The organism is Agrobacterium burrii, from assembly GCF_017313405.1.
GTDB lineage: Bacteria > Pseudomonadota > Alphaproteobacteria > Rhizobiales > Rhizobiaceae > Agrobacterium > Agrobacterium burrii.
This window is the reverse complement of the sequence record NZ_JAFLNA010000008.1, coordinates 140,149-155,699: the sequence shown is the minus strand read 5'-3', so window position 1 is coordinate 155,699 and position 15,551 is coordinate 140,149. Positions and strand designations below refer to the sequence as shown.

Genomic DNA, 15,551 nt, shown 5'->3' with positions numbered 1-15,551 from the left:
GGAACATGCTCACTATCACTGCCGTCATCAAGGCCCGCAAAGGCTACGAACAAACGATGGCACAGGCGCTGCTCGAAGTGGCGGAACACGTCCGCGCCAACGAACCAGAGACCATTGGCTTCTACATTTCGCAGGACGGTGCCGACCCGTGTGTCTTCACCACCTACGAGCGTTTCGTCGATCAGGCGGCTATGGATCGGCACAACAACTCGGAAGTCGTGGCGCGCTTTTTCGGAATCGCGAAGCCGATCCTCGACGGCGACGTGACGTTGGTCACGTCCAAGGAAATCTCCAGCAAGGCTCAATAAGAGGAGAACGGCCATGAATGCACCGCTGACGATTAAAAGACTTGGGTCGGATGCCTCGAAATTCGTCGCCAAGGAAAAGAAGCTGTTCATCAACGGCGAATGGGTTGCCGCCGCGAATGGCAAGACGATCGACGTGATCGATCCGGCGACCGGGAGGGTGTTCGATCGCGTTCCAGACGGAACCTCCGCCGACGTCGACAAAGCTGTAGCAGCAGCACGGAAGGCTTTCGACGAAGGTCCTTGGTCGACGATGACGCCGGCTGACCGGGGCAAGCTGGTCTGGCGGCTGGGCGACCTCGTCGAAAAGCACGCGGACGAGTTGGCACAGCTCGAAGCCCTCGACAACGGAAAGCCCGTCACCGACGCGCGAATGGGCGATGTGACTTTTTCCTACGAACTCCTTCGGTATATGGCCGGCTGGAGCACCAAGATCACAGGCCAAACCATCCCGCTCTCGTCTGGCGCACCATTCCACGCCTACACCCTGCGCGAGCCGGTGGGTGTTTGCGGTCAGATCGTACCCTGGAACTTCTCGTTCATGATGGCGGTCTGGAAGGTCGCGCCGGCGCTCGCCGCCGGATGCACCATCGTCCTGAAACCAGCCGAGCAAACACCTCTGACGGCACTTCGCCTGGCGGAATTGGTGGAGGAGGCTGGTTTCCCCGCAGGGGTGTTCAACGTAGTCACCGGACTTGGCGAGACCGCTGGTGCCGCGCTGGCCGCCCATCCGGATGTAGACAAGATCGCCTTTACGGGCTCCACTGAAGTCGGCAAGAAAATTCTTGAAGCGGCCAAGGGAAACCTAAAGAAGGTTTCGCTCGAACTGGGCGGAAAGTCGCCGATGATCGTCTTCGCCGATGCCGATCCGACCATCGCTATTCCGGCGATCGCTTACGGCATCTTCTACAACATGGGCCAGACCTGCACGGCCGGCACGCGGCTGTACGTCCATAAGGACATCGCTCCAACGATCCTGGACGGCCTCAAAGACTTCGCGTCCAAGATGAACATCGGCGTCGGTCTCGACCCGAACTCTCAAATTGGCCCGTTGGTGTCTCAGGAACAGTTCGATCGTGTGAGTGCCTACATCAAGGCTGGCGTGGACGATGGTGCCACTCTGTTCTGTGGGGGCAGCCGCGTAGGCGCGGAAGGATACTTCCTGGAGCCGACGATACTCACGGAAACGAAGCCGCACATGTCGGTTGTCCGGGAAGAGATTTTCGGACCGGTTCTCGTCGTGGCGACTTTCGATGACGACGATTTCGAGGATGTCGTTCGCGAAGCCAACAATTCGATCTACGGCCTTGCCGCCAGCGTCTTCACTCGCGACGTCAGCCGTGCTCACAAGGTGGCCAAGAAGCTCAAGGCAGGAACGATCGGGGTCAACACCCATCACGTCATCGACCCTGCGCTGCCGTTCGGTGGGTTCAAGCAATCGGGCTGGGGCCGCGAGCAGGGCTATGAGGCCATCCTGCTGTACACCGAAGTAAAGTCGATCGGCGTTGCCCTATGACGAGCTCGCACCGCCTCCGATTTCCCGGAGGCGGTGCGCCCGCAGCAAGAAATTCTGAAATGAAAGCGCAAACCAACGCAACCGCACATGTGAACGGCGACCGCCTTTGGAACTCCATCCTCGCGATGGCCGAGATCGGTGCCACCGAAAACGGCGGGTCAAACAGACTAGCCTTTTCCGACGAAGACAACCGGGGACGTTCCCTGTTCGCCTCTTGGTGCGAAGACGCCGGGATGACCGTGTCTACCGATCGATTCGGCAACATGTACGCCCATCGGCCGGGGACCACACAAGACGACCCGCTCGTAATCGGTAGTCACCTGGACACCCAGCCCAAAGGGGGCCGCTTCGACGGGGTCCTCGGCGTATTGGGCGGCCTTGAGGTCATCCGAGCGCTAAACGACGCTGAAATCCAGACCGACCGGCCGATTGTCCTCGTGAACTGGACGAACGAGGAAGGCGCGGTTCTGACACCGATGATGGGGTCTGCAGTCTTCGCTGGGAGCTTGCCTCTGGCCGAAGCCCTGGAAAACCGGCTGCCGGACGGCCGTAGCGTCGCAACCGCGCTTTCCGCCATGGAGCGGGGAGCCGGAACCGCCGCGTTCGGGTTTCCTATCAGCGCTTATCTGGAACTCCATATCGAGCAAGGTCCGGTGCTCGAGGACGAGAAGCTCACGATCGGGGTCGTGACCGGTGGCATCGGCTTTCGTCGATACCGCATACGGTTCGAGGGGCAGGAGGCCCATGCCGGTCCGACACCGATGACCGCGCGAAAAGACCCCGTAGTCGCGGGGTCGCGAGCCATCGTCTTCGCTGACGATCTGGCCCGTCGAGTTCAGGATGCCCGTTCTACGGTCGGCACCTTCGACGTGATTGGTGGATCGCCCAACACGGTCGCCTCTCAGGTCGAGTTCACACTCGACCTGAGACATCCCGAGTCCGACATCATCGCCCGGATGGAGACCGAGTTCCTCGACATGCTGGAGAAAATCTCATCCCAGACCGGCACCTCCGTCAGACATCAACTGGTGGCCAATTCTCCTCCTGCTCCATTTGATCCTCGGGTGGTCGCGGTTATCGACGACGCCGTTCAAGCGCTGGGCTTGAGCAGTCGTAGGTTGCCAAGTGGGGCGGGGCACGACGCCTGCAACATCAGCCGGAAGTACCCGACCGGAATGATCTTCGTTCCTTCGGTCGGCGGCATCAGTCACAACGAGATTGAGTACACCTCTAAAGCCGATTGTGCCTCAGGCGCGCAGGTGCTCCTCGGCGCGGTTCTGGAGTTGTCGAAACTCTGAACTGCGAAAGGTGATGTCACCGGAAGCCCCGCCGGTGACAATTCCCCGATCATGCCTGTTGGCTACGCCCATTTCTACGTGAGTTACCTAAACCCGTATGCACGGATACGTAGATATGCTGTATTGTTGCAACAGGCCGATGGCGGTCTAGGCCTTAATGAGCTTCAAACGGACCGTTTTCGATCTGGGGGATAGAAATGCGTCTGATCATCAGCTTGGCCGCGGCGTGGCTTGCGACGTCTTCCGCGATGGCGCAGCCCATCACTATCGTTTCCTACAACGCTGAAAACCTGTTCGACACCGATGACGACGCCTCGAACCCGCGGGACGACACGTATCTGCCGCTCGTGGTGAAAGATCAGAACCGTCAGGCCCACGATGCCCGCTGCGAGCAATTCAACGGGACGAGCGGATTCTATGTCCAGGAATGCAAGACCCTCAATTGGGACGGACCGACCTACACCACCAAGCTCAAAAGATACGCTGACGTCCTCCTGGCCATGCCAGCATTGCCCGACATCCTGGTCATCCCGGAGACCGAGAACAAAAAGGTGCTCGACGATCTGGTTTCCCAGCACCTGGGAGGCGCAGGCTACTCGGTGGTGCAGCTCGACACGAGCGACGAACCTGAAAGCCGAGGCATCGACGTCGGTCTCCTCACCAAGCTGCCGCTTGTGGGTACCCCTCAAGCACATGTGGTCGATTTCGGTGGCGCGGCCGCAACCTGCGGCAAGACCAGAGACATTCTCCAAGTGACAGTCAAACTGCCGGATGACGAGAATCTGACGATCTTCGGCGTTCATTTTCCGTCGGGCGCAAGCCCGTTCGAATGCCGCGTCCGTGCGCTGAAACAGGTGAGCAGCCTCGCCGCCGCTCTGCCTGCGGGAAGCCTTTCCATTGTCGCCGGTGATTTCAACGTCAACTGCAGTGAGTCTCCGACCGAAGGCTTCTCACGTCTGCTCCAACGAGGGAACTGGTACGCGTCTCCCTTGATCACGCATGGATGCAACGCTCCGGGGTCCACGAAATACGTGGACCGGATCATGGACAATTGGAACACTTGGTCCTTCCTGGACATGATCCTCGTGTCACCGGAACTCAGTGCGACTCGCGCATCTGAGAAGAACTGGTTCGCTGATCTGGGCAGCTTTGGCACTGTTGTCGTTCATCCGGAGCAGATCACGGTGGATGAAGACAACAAGGGATTTATCGAGCCCCGCCGTTTTGACCCGAGAACGGGCAGGGGCGTCAGCGATCATTGGCCGGTCATGATGCGGCTGCTGCCTCGTCGCGGGTAAACCGCCGCCGGCGCGTAGACGAGACAACGACGTTTTGCGACTACCTCGGGCAGCGATCAGACGCGAGCGACCAGCGGGATTGACGTAACCGCAACTCGCGAGCGCGCGTTTGGGCGTCGAAGTTGATACTAGTCTGCGCCCCACGTCGGCTCGAGCGTCAATAGGGCTCTTCTCCCGTCTTCCTGAAACCATAGATCGACGATCTGCGCGTCAGTGCTAGCCGGCACTGGGTCGGCACGGCGAACCTTGAACGTCGTTGGAAGATTGACCGAATTGCCGAAGACGAGCGCGTGCTGCTTTGGAAGCGATGGCAGCCGTTTCAAGACACTGTCGGAAATAAAAGGCGTCATCTGCCTGATCTGGGACAGATCATCAGGGTTCTGAATTCGATGAACAACGAAATTCGAGCACTGGGAAAGCACGGTCTTAGACAATTCGCTCGGGCGCTGCGACGCGACAAGGAGGAACAACCCATATTTCCGCCCCTCTTTGGCAATGCGCTCGAAGATGCGCCCAGCATCCATGGCATATCGTGATGGTGTCGAGGCCACGTAGCGGTGGGCCTCCTCAAGCAATAAATGCACTGGAAAATGGTTGCGAGGCTCAGCGTGCCGCAGGAGCCGAAACACCATCCGCGCAAGCACGGCGCTGACGAGCTCTACAACCTCGTCTTCCACCGCGTTCATGTCGAGAATAACGATTTGGGACGACTTGACGTGACCGCCTCCTTGAGCGCTCAATCCTAACAACCCCGCAAGGAAATCGGATTGCGACACCTGGTCGGTGGATGCATGCCGGAGAAACTCGTAATCAAGCCGTTTCTCCAGCGCCTTGAAGCGAGTAACCATCTGCGAGCAGTAATCTCGGATTTGGCGGTTTCCGTGAGCTTCCTCGTAGAGCAGGGCCAGATCAATCGCATCGCCAAGCGCGATGAAATCGAAAGGTATATTTTCGTAGTCAGGAAATTTGATCGCCGGGTCGATGAAACCGCCCGTACCGTTGGAGCCCGCGAGGTATGTATATGCATTCGCCAGGCCCGGCATGTTGCCGAAATTGACCTTGATGTCCGGGTCAAGGACCCCTGTGTTTATCTCAGTCGTGCGAAATCTCTGTAGGATACCGCGAATGCGCGTCTCCTTCGCCCCCGGCGGCGTTTCGTCACCCAATATTTGTGTGATGCAAGTCGCGAGGATGTGGTTTCTGATCTTCGTGAGTTGAGCTCCCGAAGCTTGACCGAACAGCGAAACCAAGCCCAGTGCCATTCGTAAAATGGGGAGTTGCGTTCGCTCGCTGGCCTGCAGGAGGAGCTCCCATTCCGAAAGGTCAAGAAACCAATGGGGCAGTCGGAAAACCCCGGCGGCAGACGTGCCGTCAATGATAAGCCGTTTAACCCCGATCTCGGCCCGGCTCCCCAGCTCTTTAAAAGCCTCGTGGTACTCGCCGTTCACGTCAAGGACGACGAATGTCGCGCCTCGGGCTCGATGCTCGTCCGCCTTTTCGAAGAGCGATTGCAGGACCGATGCGACTGTGCACGACTTGCCGCTCCCGGTGTTGCCAAGCACCGCAACGTGGCCGCCGAAAAAGTCGTCAATTCTGACCTTGACTTGGTAATCTTCGAAAATCACGGACTTGCCGATGGCCAGATTGCGGAAGCGGGTCGATTTGGGTGGTGTCGGCGGTCCGCCGTCCTCGCCCGTCGAGGGCTCCGCGTCGTTCTGAGTGTCGAATATGCGATCGAGTTCAGCGTCCAACGAATACAAGACGTCGGCGAAAAGCGAGGGGAAAACCGAGACGCCGAAGCGGAACTTTCCGTCGTTTGCCATCGGGAGCATCCCGACCGGGACGAGATCGAGAAACTTGGCTGCGCTCGCCTTTTCCATTTCTCCGCTGTCACGGGACTGACCGTCCCTTTCCCGCAAACCCACCACCTCCGCCACGACATACTCGGGAGGCGTGGGAATCATTAGGAACGATCCGAGACGTGCGACGTAGTGAACGCCGTCGAATCCGACGACAGTAAAATTGTCGGTTCCGGCGTGAACCTCGACTACAAACCGGTCCGCGGAGACGGATATTACCTTTCCGATGGCGCGCCGGCGGTCGTCATTACCCATCTGTCGTGTCTTTCTTCGCTCCCATGGTCTCCACAACTAGGCGAACGGCGTCGTCGATCCTGTCGCTCTGCCGCTGTGGCATGAAGCGCTCGACGATCGTGTTGAAGTAGTGGGCGGGGTTTTTCTCGTCGGGACCGTCGCCGCCGATGATCCAGATGCGTTCGTCACGGAGGGCGCGCAGCTTGGCGATCTCACCCTTGGCGTTGGGATTTGCGAACACAATCAGCCTGAACGTCGGAATGGTCAGTGCCTGATAGATGATATTGTTCAGATGCTCGTCGCCGAACGCGAAACCGGCCGTAATCAGAACGCTCTGCTCTCGTACGACACGGCTTTGAAACTCGCGGAAAAGGTCGGAATAAGGGGAGCCGAGACTCGAATTCTGCTTAGCCGGAGTCGGATAGATCATAACCTTGGACGCGCCGTCCTGCGGCCAGAGCTCGCGGATGGGGAACAGGCCGTGGTCATCCTCTGTCCAGCTCAAGGAGCCGTGCAGCTTGCAAAGATACACAAATCCGTCGACGGCGGACCACTTCCGGCTCGTGACGTCGAGCTGTTCGGCGAGGGCATAGCGGAAAGTGGCAGGATTGAATCGACGCTCGACAACTCCCGAAAACCCGTTGGCATATGGCAAACCGAGGCGATCCATCGCGCGCTCGTTGAAGAGGTCGTAATTGGTTGTGAATATCCATGGCCGGGGCAACGACCTGTCCCGCAACACCAGACGGCGGTAGAAGCTCTCGTACACGTCAAGGACCGCGTTGTCTCCGGAGGCGAACTCCCCTTTTGCGCACCTTTCCCAGAGAAAGCTTTTCACCTTGTTGATGATGCCGTCGACAGTCAGAAGGAAGCTCGCATGCTTAGGATTGTCGCTGCGCCTGTAGATGAACGCCAGGCTGAACAGGAGCTCCATAAGCCGTTCAAGATTCCACGTGTATTCGGTTTCTTGTAGAGATGCGCCTCTCACTTTGAGAAACTCGACTTCTTCGGAAGTAAGCCCCCACTCGGGCGGTTTGATAGGGCCGAGATTGTCGTCGAAGTCCGGCGGCAAGGGATGCTTGCAGAACTCGGAAGCCAGCGGGGCCATCGTCGGGATACCCCGCTGCTTATCGTCGATTTCCAGCGAGGAGCAGCCTGCTCCGAGGAGAAACGCGATGTTGCGCGCATTGAGAGCATCGCTCAGAGCTTTACGGACGATGCTAGGCCCAGTCTCCCAATCGAGTGCCGTGCTTGGCTGATCCCCGTGACGAATGAAGTGAAATTGCCGCGGCTTCGCCGGGTCTTGATCCGAAACCAAATCTTCCCCACCTGCATGTAATCGAAGCGGGCATCATAATGAATCACAGGCTCCGATTGCGAAACATTATCGAAATCCTCCGCGATAGCCAGTGGGTGACACAATCCAACGACCCGATCCTGCGGGGCGCGTGGGCAAGCCCGAACCTGAGGTAACCACTCGACCCGGAAGCGGGTTGTCAGTAGGTTTGTTGATGAAACTGGGCCGTCGCCGCAACCCGCTGCGACTTCGAAGTCGCAAGAGCCCAGAATTGCTCGGCCAGCGCTGACTGACGGGCTCGAGGACGGAGGAGGGCGACCGAGACGGGTACCGTCCATTCCGAAGGACCTGCCAAAGCCAGGACGCCGGAATCGAGGTCGTCCTTTACGAGACTGTACGGTGCCCAGGCGATTCCCTTCCCTTCGGCCGAAAGCGCCTTGAGGACGACCGAAAGGTGCGAAGCGAAAGCGCGTTTGAGGTTCAACGAGTCGATCCTTTCACCGAGCGCCGCGCGAAGTATCCGCCCCATGCCCGACTGGTCGTCGAACGACAGGTACGGGACGTCCGCGTTCACGGCAGCCTCCAACGAGAAAAGAGGCGCGCCGTCCTCTTTCGCCTTCGAGACCGGCAACAGGCTATCCGTGGCAAGCTCCGCGAGCATGTAGGATTGATCCGGCAGGAATATCTCGGCCAGCGGATGCGTGTGGCAAAGCAAAAACTGCGCCCGTCCTTCCGACATCATCCGCTCGCAGGCCCTCATATTGTCTGCGAGCAGATACACCGGGGTCGTCGCCGCTGGAGAGGGGAGGACCTTGAACCAGTTCGGAAAGAAATGGAACGACAGGGCATGGGTCGAGGCAAAGGTTAGTGAGGACTCCGCCGTCTTCGCTTGCTCCACCTCATGGTGGGTGCGTCGGATGCGCGAACTGATTTCTTTTGCTGCGGTTAGGACCAGGTCACCTGCCTCGGTCATCTTCAGTCGGTGGGATGATCTATCAATCAGATCGGTTCCGAAGGCGTCCTCAAGCGACTTGATCCGGCGGCTGAACGCGGGCTGGGTGACGTTCCTCGCTTCGGCAGCCTTCGAGAAGTTCAGGTGCTGCGACAATGCAATAAGATCATCGAACCATTCCGTATTCATCGTATTCTCCGCATTCATTCATGCAAGATCGGCATTGGACCCGCCGGGTATCTAATGCCCAATTAGAGCTGCTTACAAGCGCTTGCTTTGGGAGGAGCTACCATGAAACTATTCGCATTAGCCGCAGCGTTCGCGGCTCTCGCCTCCAGCGTTTCGGCTCAGGAGAGCAATTTCCCTGACCATCCTGTCTACTTCATCGTGCCGTTCGCGGCGGGCGGCCCGACAGACACGATCGCCCGCCTGACAGCGGAGGCCATGTCCAAGAAACTCGGCCAACAGGTCATCGTCGAGAACGTGACGGGGGCGGGCGGTACGATCGCGGCGCGGCGCGTCGCTGAGTCCGACCCGGACGGGTATACCGTCCTCATCCATCACATCGGTATTTCCACCGCTCCGGCTCTTTATCGCAAGCTTCCCTACGACACACTCAAGGCGTTCGAACCGATCGGCTTGGTCAGCGACGCTCCCATGACGGTAATCGCCCGCAACGACCTGGAGCCCAATACGCTCAAGGAACTGATCGACTACATCAAGGCAAAGGGAACTGATCTCACCTTCGGCAATGCCGGGCTGGGTGCGGCTTCCCACCTGTGCGGAGCTCTCTTCCAGTCCACGATCGGCGCGAAGGTCACGACTGTGCCGTACAAGGGCAACGGCCCTGTCATGACCGACCTGATTGGCAAGCAGATCGATCTTTCGTGCGATCAGTCGACCAACACTGTCGGCCCGATCAAGCAGAAACAGGTCAAAGCCTACAACGTGACCAGTCCTAAGCGGATCGAGCAACTTCCCGATCTCCCGACTTCGGCAGAATCCGGCCTTCCTCAGTTCGAATTCGGCGTCTGGCACGGCCTCTACGTTCCGGCAGGCACTCCCCCTGAGGTCGTCAAGAAGCTCAACGAGGGCCTCCAGGCGGCAATCGTCGATCCTGTCGTGACGGCGCGCTTCAAGGACATCGCAACGAGACCTGCCACTGCCGAGGAGGCAACCCCGGAGGCGCTTCGGAAGAAGCTCGAGAGCGAGATCAATCGCTGGGGCCCGATCATCAAGCAGGCCGGCGAGTTCGCAGACTGATGCGGGAGCGCGCTGCCCTGGGGCGGCGCGCGTTCTCTCGGAGGAAAATCATTGAAGAAGAAAGAGGCTTTGTCGTCTCTGGTGGTGCTTTTGATCGGCGGTACTTTCGCCGCCTCGTCGGCTTTCACCCTAGACCTTGGGACGACCCTGAAGATGGGGCCGGGATTCTTCCCGCTCGTTCTCTCCTGCATATTGCTCGCGATCGGAGGCGTCCTGCTGTTCACGTCCCTCGAGGGCGACGAGAAGCTCGGTATTCACACGGTTTCGGCCCGCTCGATAATTGCGATCATCACCGCACCGATCCTGTTCGGACTTGTGGTGCGCGGCGCGGGTTTTGTACCCGCGGTAGCCGCGACCACGTTGTCGGCTTCGATGGCGTCTGCCGGACTTTCGTTCCTCAAATCTGCTGCGATTACCGTCGGCATGACGGCGTTCTGTGTCGCGGTGTTCGTTTACGGCCTGGGCCTTCCGGTCCGCCTCATCGGCCCGTGGCTCGGAGTCTGACATGGACCTTCTGACGAATTTGGCTACAGGCTTCTCCGCGGCGCTTACTCCTTACAACGTCCTGTTCTGCTTCATCGGGACGCTGCTCGGAACCCTGGTCGGGGTCTTGCCGGGCATCGGACCCACCGCAACGATCGCAATGCTGCTGCCGATCACGCTCGCGCTGTCGCCCGAGACGTCGCTCATCATGCTGGCGGGCATCTACTACGGAGCCCAGTACGGAGGTTCCACGACGGCAATTCTTATCAATCTGCCCGGTGAGTCCTCCTCGGCAGTCACGGCCCTCGACGGCTATCAGATGGCGCGCGCCGGCAGAGCCGGGCCCGCCTTGGCCACGGCCGCCATTTCTTCCTTCATCGCGGGAACGCTCGCAACTGTCGTGGTGGCGGCACTGGCTCCGCCTCTGACCGCGCTAGCCCTCAGATTCGGCGCTCCGGAATACTTCTCTCTCATGGTCCTCGGTCTGATCGCGTCGATCGTGCTGTCAAGCGGCGCTCTGCTCAAGACCATCGCCACCGTTGCCATCGGTTTGCTTCTCGGTCTGGTCGGCACAGATATTACGACGGGGGAGATGCGATTTACGATGGGCATTCCGGAGTTCGCGGACGGCTTGAACTTCGTCGCCGTCGCAGTCGGAATCTTCGGCATCGCGGAAATCTTGCGCAATCTCGAGACGGCGGCGGAGCGTACGACAGCAGTAAAAACCGTCACGGGCCTCATGCCAAGTATGGCGGATTTCAAGGCGATGCTAGGTCCCGCGCTCCGCGGCACCGCAATGGGTTCAATACTGGGCGTTTTGCCAGGGGGCGGTGCGATCCTCGCGTCCTTCACGTCTTATGCGATGGAAAAGAAGATTTCCAAAACGCCTGAGCGTTTCGGGAAAGGTGCGATCGAAGGCGTCGCCGGCCCTGAAGCGGCAAACAACGCCGGCGCACAGACGTCGTTCATCCCGATGCTTAGTCTTGGTGTGCCCGCCAATCCGGTCATGGCTCTGATGATCGGTGCAATGATCATCCAGGGGATCGTCCCCGGACCCGACGTTGCAAGTTCGCAGCCGGAATTGTTCTGGGGTCTTATTGCCTCGATGTGGATCGGCAATCTCCTCTTGGTGGTCTTGAACCTGCCGCTGATCGGACTGTGGATCAAACTTCTCACGGTCCCTTATACCGTCCTCTTTCCGGCGATCCTCGCGTTCGCCTCCATCGGGGTCTACAGCGTCAACAGCAACGTCTACGACCTGTTCGCGATGGCCGCCTTTGGCGTGTTCGGCTACGGGCTGTCCAAGCTCGATTTTGAACCCGCGCCGATGCTCCTCGGTTTCGTACTGGGACCTCTGTTGGAGGAGTACCTTCGGCGGGCGATGACAATATCCCACGGTGATCCCACGGTGTTCGTGACGCGTCCCATCAGCGCCGGCCTGCTCGCCGTCGCGGCGATTATCCTTGCCATCGCATTGCTCCCCACGGTCGCCCGGAAGCGCGACACGATTTTCATCGAAGAAGACTGACAGGAAGAGACATGGAAACCACGTTGACGAACCGCAGGTACAAGCTTGCCGTGATCGCGGGCGACGGCATCGGCAAAGAAGTCGTTCCGGAGGGCGTGCGCGTGCTTGAAGCCGCCGCCAAGCGATACGGGTTCGACATCCAATTCGATCATTTCGATTTCGCCTCCTGCGATTACTACGCCAAGCACGGCGTGATGATGCCAAGCGACTGGAAACCGCAGATTGAGGTCCACGATGCTATCTTCTTCGGGGCAGTAGGCTGGCCCGCGGTGGTGCCCGACCACATTTCGCTTTGGGGTTCGCTCATCCAGTTCCGGCGCGAATTCGACCAGTATGTCAGCCTTCGTCCTGTCAAGCTCATGCCCGGCGTCGCGGCACCGCTTGCCGGCCGCAAGGCCGAGGATATCGACTTCTACGTTGTGCGTGAAAATACCGAAGGGGAGTACTCATCCATCGGCGGCCGGATTTTTCCCGGCACCGAGCGTGAGGTGGTGGTTCAGGAAACTGTGATGACCCGTATCGGCGTGGACCGAATTCTGAAGTTCGCCTTCGAACTCGCCCAAAAGCGTCCGCGCCGGAAGCTCACCTCGGCGACGAAATCGAACGGCATTTCCATCTCGATGCCCTATTGGGACGAGCGCGTAGCCGAAGCCGCGAAGAAATACCCGGACGTCGAGGTGGACCAGTATCATATCGACATTCTGTGCGCACACTTCGTCTTGAACCCCGACAAATTCGACGTCGTCGTCGCTTCCAATTTGTTCGGCGACATCCTGTCGGACCTCGGTCCCGCCTGTACGGGGACGATCGGCATCGCGCCGTCCGGAAACATCAACCCGGAACGGAAATTTCCGTCACTATTCGAACCGGTCCACGGCTCGGCCCCGGATATTGCTGGGAAGATGATTGCCAACCCAGTCGGCCAGATATGGGCGGCGGCCATGATGTTAGATCACCTCGGCGAAGCAGAGGCGGCTGCATCGGTGATGCGTGCAATCGAGGCAAGCCTTGCCGACGAGCGACTGCGAACCCGAGACCTTGGGGGCGCTCTGTCTACCGACGCCTGCGGCAAGGCGGTCGCAGAGCGGGTGGAATGAAAAACGGCGGGGGATACGCTGCGCTCGGCGCGGCTCTAGCAGAGGTACATTACATGCGCACGTATAAGATTGCAGCGATCCCAGCCGACGGCATCGGCCCGGAGGTCATATCAGCTGGCCTGCAGGTGCTTGAGGCCTTGGCCCGGCGGAGCGGGGACTTCCGGATAGAGACAGAAACCTTCGATTGGGGTTCGGACTACTACAAACGACACGGCATCATGATGCCCGCTGACGGACTGGATCAGCTCAAGGGGTTCGATGCGATCTACTTCGGTGCAGTCGGCGCACCCGACGTGCCGGATCACATCACGTTATGGGGTTTGCGCCTCCCGATCTGCCAGGGTTTCGATCAGTACGCAAACGTCCGCCCCACCAAAATCCTTCCGGGGATCACTTCCCCGTTGAGGAACTGCAATCCCGGAGACCTCGACTGGGTCATCGTAAGGGAGAATTCAGAGGGCGAATATTCGGGGCACGGCGGCCGAGCGCACAAGGGGCTGCCCGAAGAGGTGGGCACTGAGGTCGCGATTTTTACCCGAGTAGGCGTCACGAGGATCATGCGCTACGCGTTCAAGCTCGCCCAGGCTCGGCCACGAAAGCTTCTGACGGTCGTCACCAAGTCGAACGCACAACGCCACGGCATGGTCATGTGGGATGAAATCGCCGCTGAAGTCTCCCGAGAGTTCCCGGACGTTACCTGGGACAAGATGCTTGTCGATGCGATGACGGTGAGGATGACCCTAAAGCCGCAGAGCCTGGACACCATCGTCGCAACCAATTTGCATGCCGATATTCTCTCCGACTTGGCGGGGGCGCTGGCCGGATCGCTTGGAGTTGCTCCCACGGGGAACATCGACCCGGAGCGACGCTTTCCGTCGATGTTCGAGCCCATCCATGGCTCGGCTTTCGACATAACGGGCAAAGGCATCGCCAACCCGATCGCTTCGTTCTGGACCGCTGCGCAGATGCTCGAACACCTCGGTGAACCGAACGCGGCTGCACGTTTGATGACGGCGGTCGAGCGGGTCACCGAGGCCGGGGTGCTCACCCCTGACGTCGGTGGCTCGGCTACCACCGAACAAGTCACAAGAGCCGTCTGCGAAGCGATCTCGGGGTCAAACATCCTCTGATGGGTTCACTATGATCTGGGACAATAACACTGCCCGCAGAGCGCTGAGAGACATCTTCGACGCCGCCGTCGCCAGCGCGGCCCCTCGAAAGACGATTTCTGCTCATTTGCCTGAGCGACCCAAGGGGCGATGCGTCGTGGTCGGAGCCGGAAAGGCATCTGCTGCCATGGCAGCCGGTCTTGATGCCACATGGGAGGATGTCGAACTTTCCGGCATCGTTGTGACGCGATATGGGCACGCCGTCCCGGCCGGCCGCATAGAAATCATCGAGGCAGCGCATCCGGTGCCAGATGACATGAGCGTGGAGGCGGCCCGAAGGATAATGGGTGCCGTCGAAGGCCTCGGGCTCGATGATCTAGTCATCGCGCTGATCTCGGGGGGAGGTTCCTCGCTTCTGGTGTCTCCGGCCGGAAGCATGACACTCACTGACAAGCAGACTATCAACAAGGCGCTGCTTGATAGTGGCGCTTCGATCTCGGAGATGAACACTGTTCGCAGGCACTTATCCCGGATCAAGGGAGGACGACTGGCGGCGGCCGCTTGGCCTGCGCGCGTCGTTACCTTGGTGATTTCAGATGTCCCGGGCGACGACCCCTCCGAGATTGCGTCTGGCCCAACTGTGATAGGCAGTAGCACAATCGAAGAGGCCCGCGAGATCGTCGCGCGGTACCGCCTGCAGCTTCCGGCTGCGGCCGCCAGGGTACTCGAGGAAGGGGGCAGCGTCACACAGGAGCCTTCTGCGGCTGACGTCAGGATCATCGCATCGCCTTCGATCGCACTCGACGCTGCCGCGCGTGTCGCGCGTTCATACGGCCTTGAGCCAATGATCCTCGGCGACGCGTTGGAAGGGGAAGCAAGAGAGATGGGAAAGGTGTTTGCTGGGATCGCGGTGTCTTCCCGTTTGAAGGGCATGCCCGTGGGCGGTCCGGCGGTGTTGCTTTCCGGAGGTGAGGCGACGGTCACCTTGCCGTCCGATTGCAACGGGCGAGGCGGCCGTAACACCGAGTTTCTGCTGAGTCTGGCTATCGGACTCGATGGTGTTCCGGGCGTGTGGGCAATATCGGGAGACACCGACGGTATCGACGGCGTCGAGGATGCCGCCGGCGCGCTAATTGCTCCCGACACCTTGGCGAGGATGAGAAGCGCGGGCTTCAATCCCAGGGAGACGTTGGCGAAGCATGACAGCTATACCGCCTTCAGCGCGATCGGCGACCTCGTATTGACGGGGCCGACCTTGACCAACGTCAACGATGTTCGCGCAGTGTTGGTCGGAGTCTAGGCTCCAGCGCAT

At 59.6% G+C, this 15,551-nt stretch carries 13 protein-coding genes; 10 read left to right on the top strand and 3 right to left on the bottom strand.

Annotation, left to right across the window (positions count from 1 at the left end):
• Positions 1-5: 5 nt before the first annotated feature.
• The 4 genes from JZX89_RS16090 (at position 6) to JZX89_RS16075 (ending at position 4,417) form a co-directional block, all read left to right on the top strand.
• Positions 6-308, top strand: coding sequence for a putative quinol monooxygenase (locus JZX89_RS16090; protein ID WP_207134693.1), 303 nt, complete (start codon positions 6-8; stop codon positions 306-308).
• 13 nt (positions 309-321) lie between these two features.
• Positions 322-1,821 (top strand): aldehyde dehydrogenase family protein, encoded by a 1,500-nt coding sequence (locus tag JZX89_RS16085; RefSeq protein ID WP_207134692.1) that lies wholly within the window; start codon positions 322-324, stop codon positions 1,819-1,821.
• A 59-nt stretch (positions 1,822-1,880) separates the two neighbouring features.
• A complete protein-coding gene (locus tag JZX89_RS16080; protein ID WP_207134691.1) occupies positions 1,881-3,119 on the top strand; it encodes a Zn-dependent hydrolase in 1,239 nt (412 codons plus the stop codon).
• A gap of 197 nt (positions 3,120-3,316) precedes the next feature.
• A complete protein-coding gene (locus JZX89_RS16075; protein ID WP_207134690.1) occupies positions 3,317-4,417 on the top strand; it encodes an endonuclease/exonuclease/phosphatase family protein in 1,101 nt (366 codons plus the stop codon).
• A 128-nt stretch (positions 4,418-4,545) separates the two neighbouring features.
• Here JZX89_RS16075 and JZX89_RS16070 read toward each other — a convergent pair whose 3' ends face one another.
• The 3 genes from JZX89_RS16070 to JZX89_RS16060 form a co-directional block, all read right to left on the bottom strand.
• On the bottom strand, positions 4,546-6,531 hold the full coding sequence (locus JZX89_RS16070) for an ATP-binding protein (RefSeq protein WP_207134689.1): 1,986 nt from the start codon (positions 6,529-6,531) through the stop codon (positions 4,546-4,548).
• On the bottom strand, positions 6,524-7,828 hold the full coding sequence (locus JZX89_RS16065) for an SIR2 family protein (RefSeq protein WP_246746746.1): 1,305 nt from the start codon (positions 7,826-7,828) through the stop codon (positions 6,524-6,526). Before JZX89_RS16065 ends, JZX89_RS16070 begins: the two co-directional genes overlap by 8 nt.
• Positions 7,829-8,006: 178 nt before the next feature.
• Positions 8,007-8,948 (bottom strand): LysR family transcriptional regulator, encoded by a 942-nt coding sequence (locus JZX89_RS16060; RefSeq protein ID WP_207134688.1) that lies wholly within the window; start codon positions 8,946-8,948, stop codon positions 8,007-8,009.
• 102 nt (positions 8,949-9,050) lie between these two features.
• On the opposite strand from JZX89_RS16060, the gene JZX89_RS16055 reads away from it, so the two are divergent.
• Genes JZX89_RS16055 through JZX89_RS16030 form a run of 6 tightly spaced genes read left to right on the top strand, consistent with a single transcriptional unit; the run spans position 9,051 to position 15,539 of the window.
• Positions 9,051-10,022, top strand: coding sequence for a tripartite tricarboxylate transporter substrate-binding protein (locus JZX89_RS16055; protein ID WP_207134687.1), 972 nt, complete (start codon positions 9,051-9,053; stop codon positions 10,020-10,022).
• A gap of 51 nt (positions 10,023-10,073) precedes the next feature.
• Positions 10,074-10,526, top strand: a complete 453-nt coding sequence (locus JZX89_RS16050) for a tripartite tricarboxylate transporter TctB family protein (protein WP_207134686.1) — start codon at positions 10,074-10,076, stop codon at positions 10,524-10,526.
• 1 nt (position 10,527) lies between these two features.
• The gene (locus tag JZX89_RS16045) at positions 10,528-12,033 is read left to right on the top strand and encodes a tripartite tricarboxylate transporter permease (protein WP_207134685.1); all 1,506 of its coding nucleotides are present in this window, start codon (positions 10,528-10,530) and stop codon (positions 12,031-12,033) included.
• Positions 12,034-12,044: 11 nt separating this feature from the next.
• Positions 12,045-13,130 (top strand): tartrate dehydrogenase, encoded by a 1,086-nt coding sequence (locus JZX89_RS16040; protein WP_207134684.1) that lies wholly within the window; start codon positions 12,045-12,047, stop codon positions 13,128-13,130.
• 53 nt (positions 13,131-13,183) lie between these two features.
• Entirely contained in the window at positions 13,184-14,260 is a 1,077-nt protein-coding gene (locus tag JZX89_RS16035; RefSeq protein WP_207134802.1) for a tartrate dehydrogenase, read from the top strand.
• Positions 14,261-14,270: 10 nt separating this feature from the next.
• Positions 14,271-15,539, top strand: a complete 1,269-nt coding sequence (locus tag JZX89_RS16030) for a glycerate kinase type-2 family protein (RefSeq protein WP_207134683.1) — start codon at positions 14,271-14,273, stop codon at positions 15,537-15,539.
• Positions 15,540-15,551 lie beyond the last annotated feature (12 nt).

Coding starts and splice junctions, on each gene's coding strand:
- JZX89_RS16090 (WP_207134693.1), top strand. CDS start 6: ATGCTCACTATCACTGCCGTCATCAAGGCCCGCAAAGGCTACGAACAA.
- JZX89_RS16085 (WP_207134692.1), top strand. CDS start 322: ATGAATGCACCGCTGACGATTAAAAGACTTGGGTCGGATGCCTCGAAA.
- JZX89_RS16080 (WP_207134691.1), top strand. CDS start 1,881: ATGAAAGCGCAAACCAACGCAACCGCACATGTGAACGGCGACCGCCTT.
- JZX89_RS16075 (WP_207134690.1), top strand. CDS start 3,317: ATGCGTCTGATCATCAGCTTGGCCGCGGCGTGGCTTGCGACGTCTTCC.
- JZX89_RS16070 (WP_207134689.1), bottom strand. CDS start 6,531: ATGGGTAATGACGACCGCCGGCGCGCCATCGGAAAGGTAATATCCGTC.
- JZX89_RS16060 (WP_207134688.1), bottom strand. CDS start 8,948: ATGAATACGGAATGGTTCGATGATCTTATTGCATTGTCGCAGCACCTG.
- JZX89_RS16055 (WP_207134687.1), top strand. CDS start 9,051: ATGAAACTATTCGCATTAGCCGCAGCGTTCGCGGCTCTCGCCTCCAGC.
- JZX89_RS16045 (WP_207134685.1), top strand. CDS start 10,528: ATGGACCTTCTGACGAATTTGGCTACAGGCTTCTCCGCGGCGCTTACT.
- JZX89_RS16040 (WP_207134684.1), top strand. CDS start 12,045: ATGGAAACCACGTTGACGAACCGCAGGTACAAGCTTGCCGTGATCGCG.
- JZX89_RS16035 (WP_207134802.1), top strand. CDS start 13,184: ATGCGCACGTATAAGATTGCAGCGATCCCAGCCGACGGCATCGGCCCG.
- JZX89_RS16030 (WP_207134683.1), top strand. CDS start 14,271: ATGATCTGGGACAATAACACTGCCCGCAGAGCGCTGAGAGACATCTTC.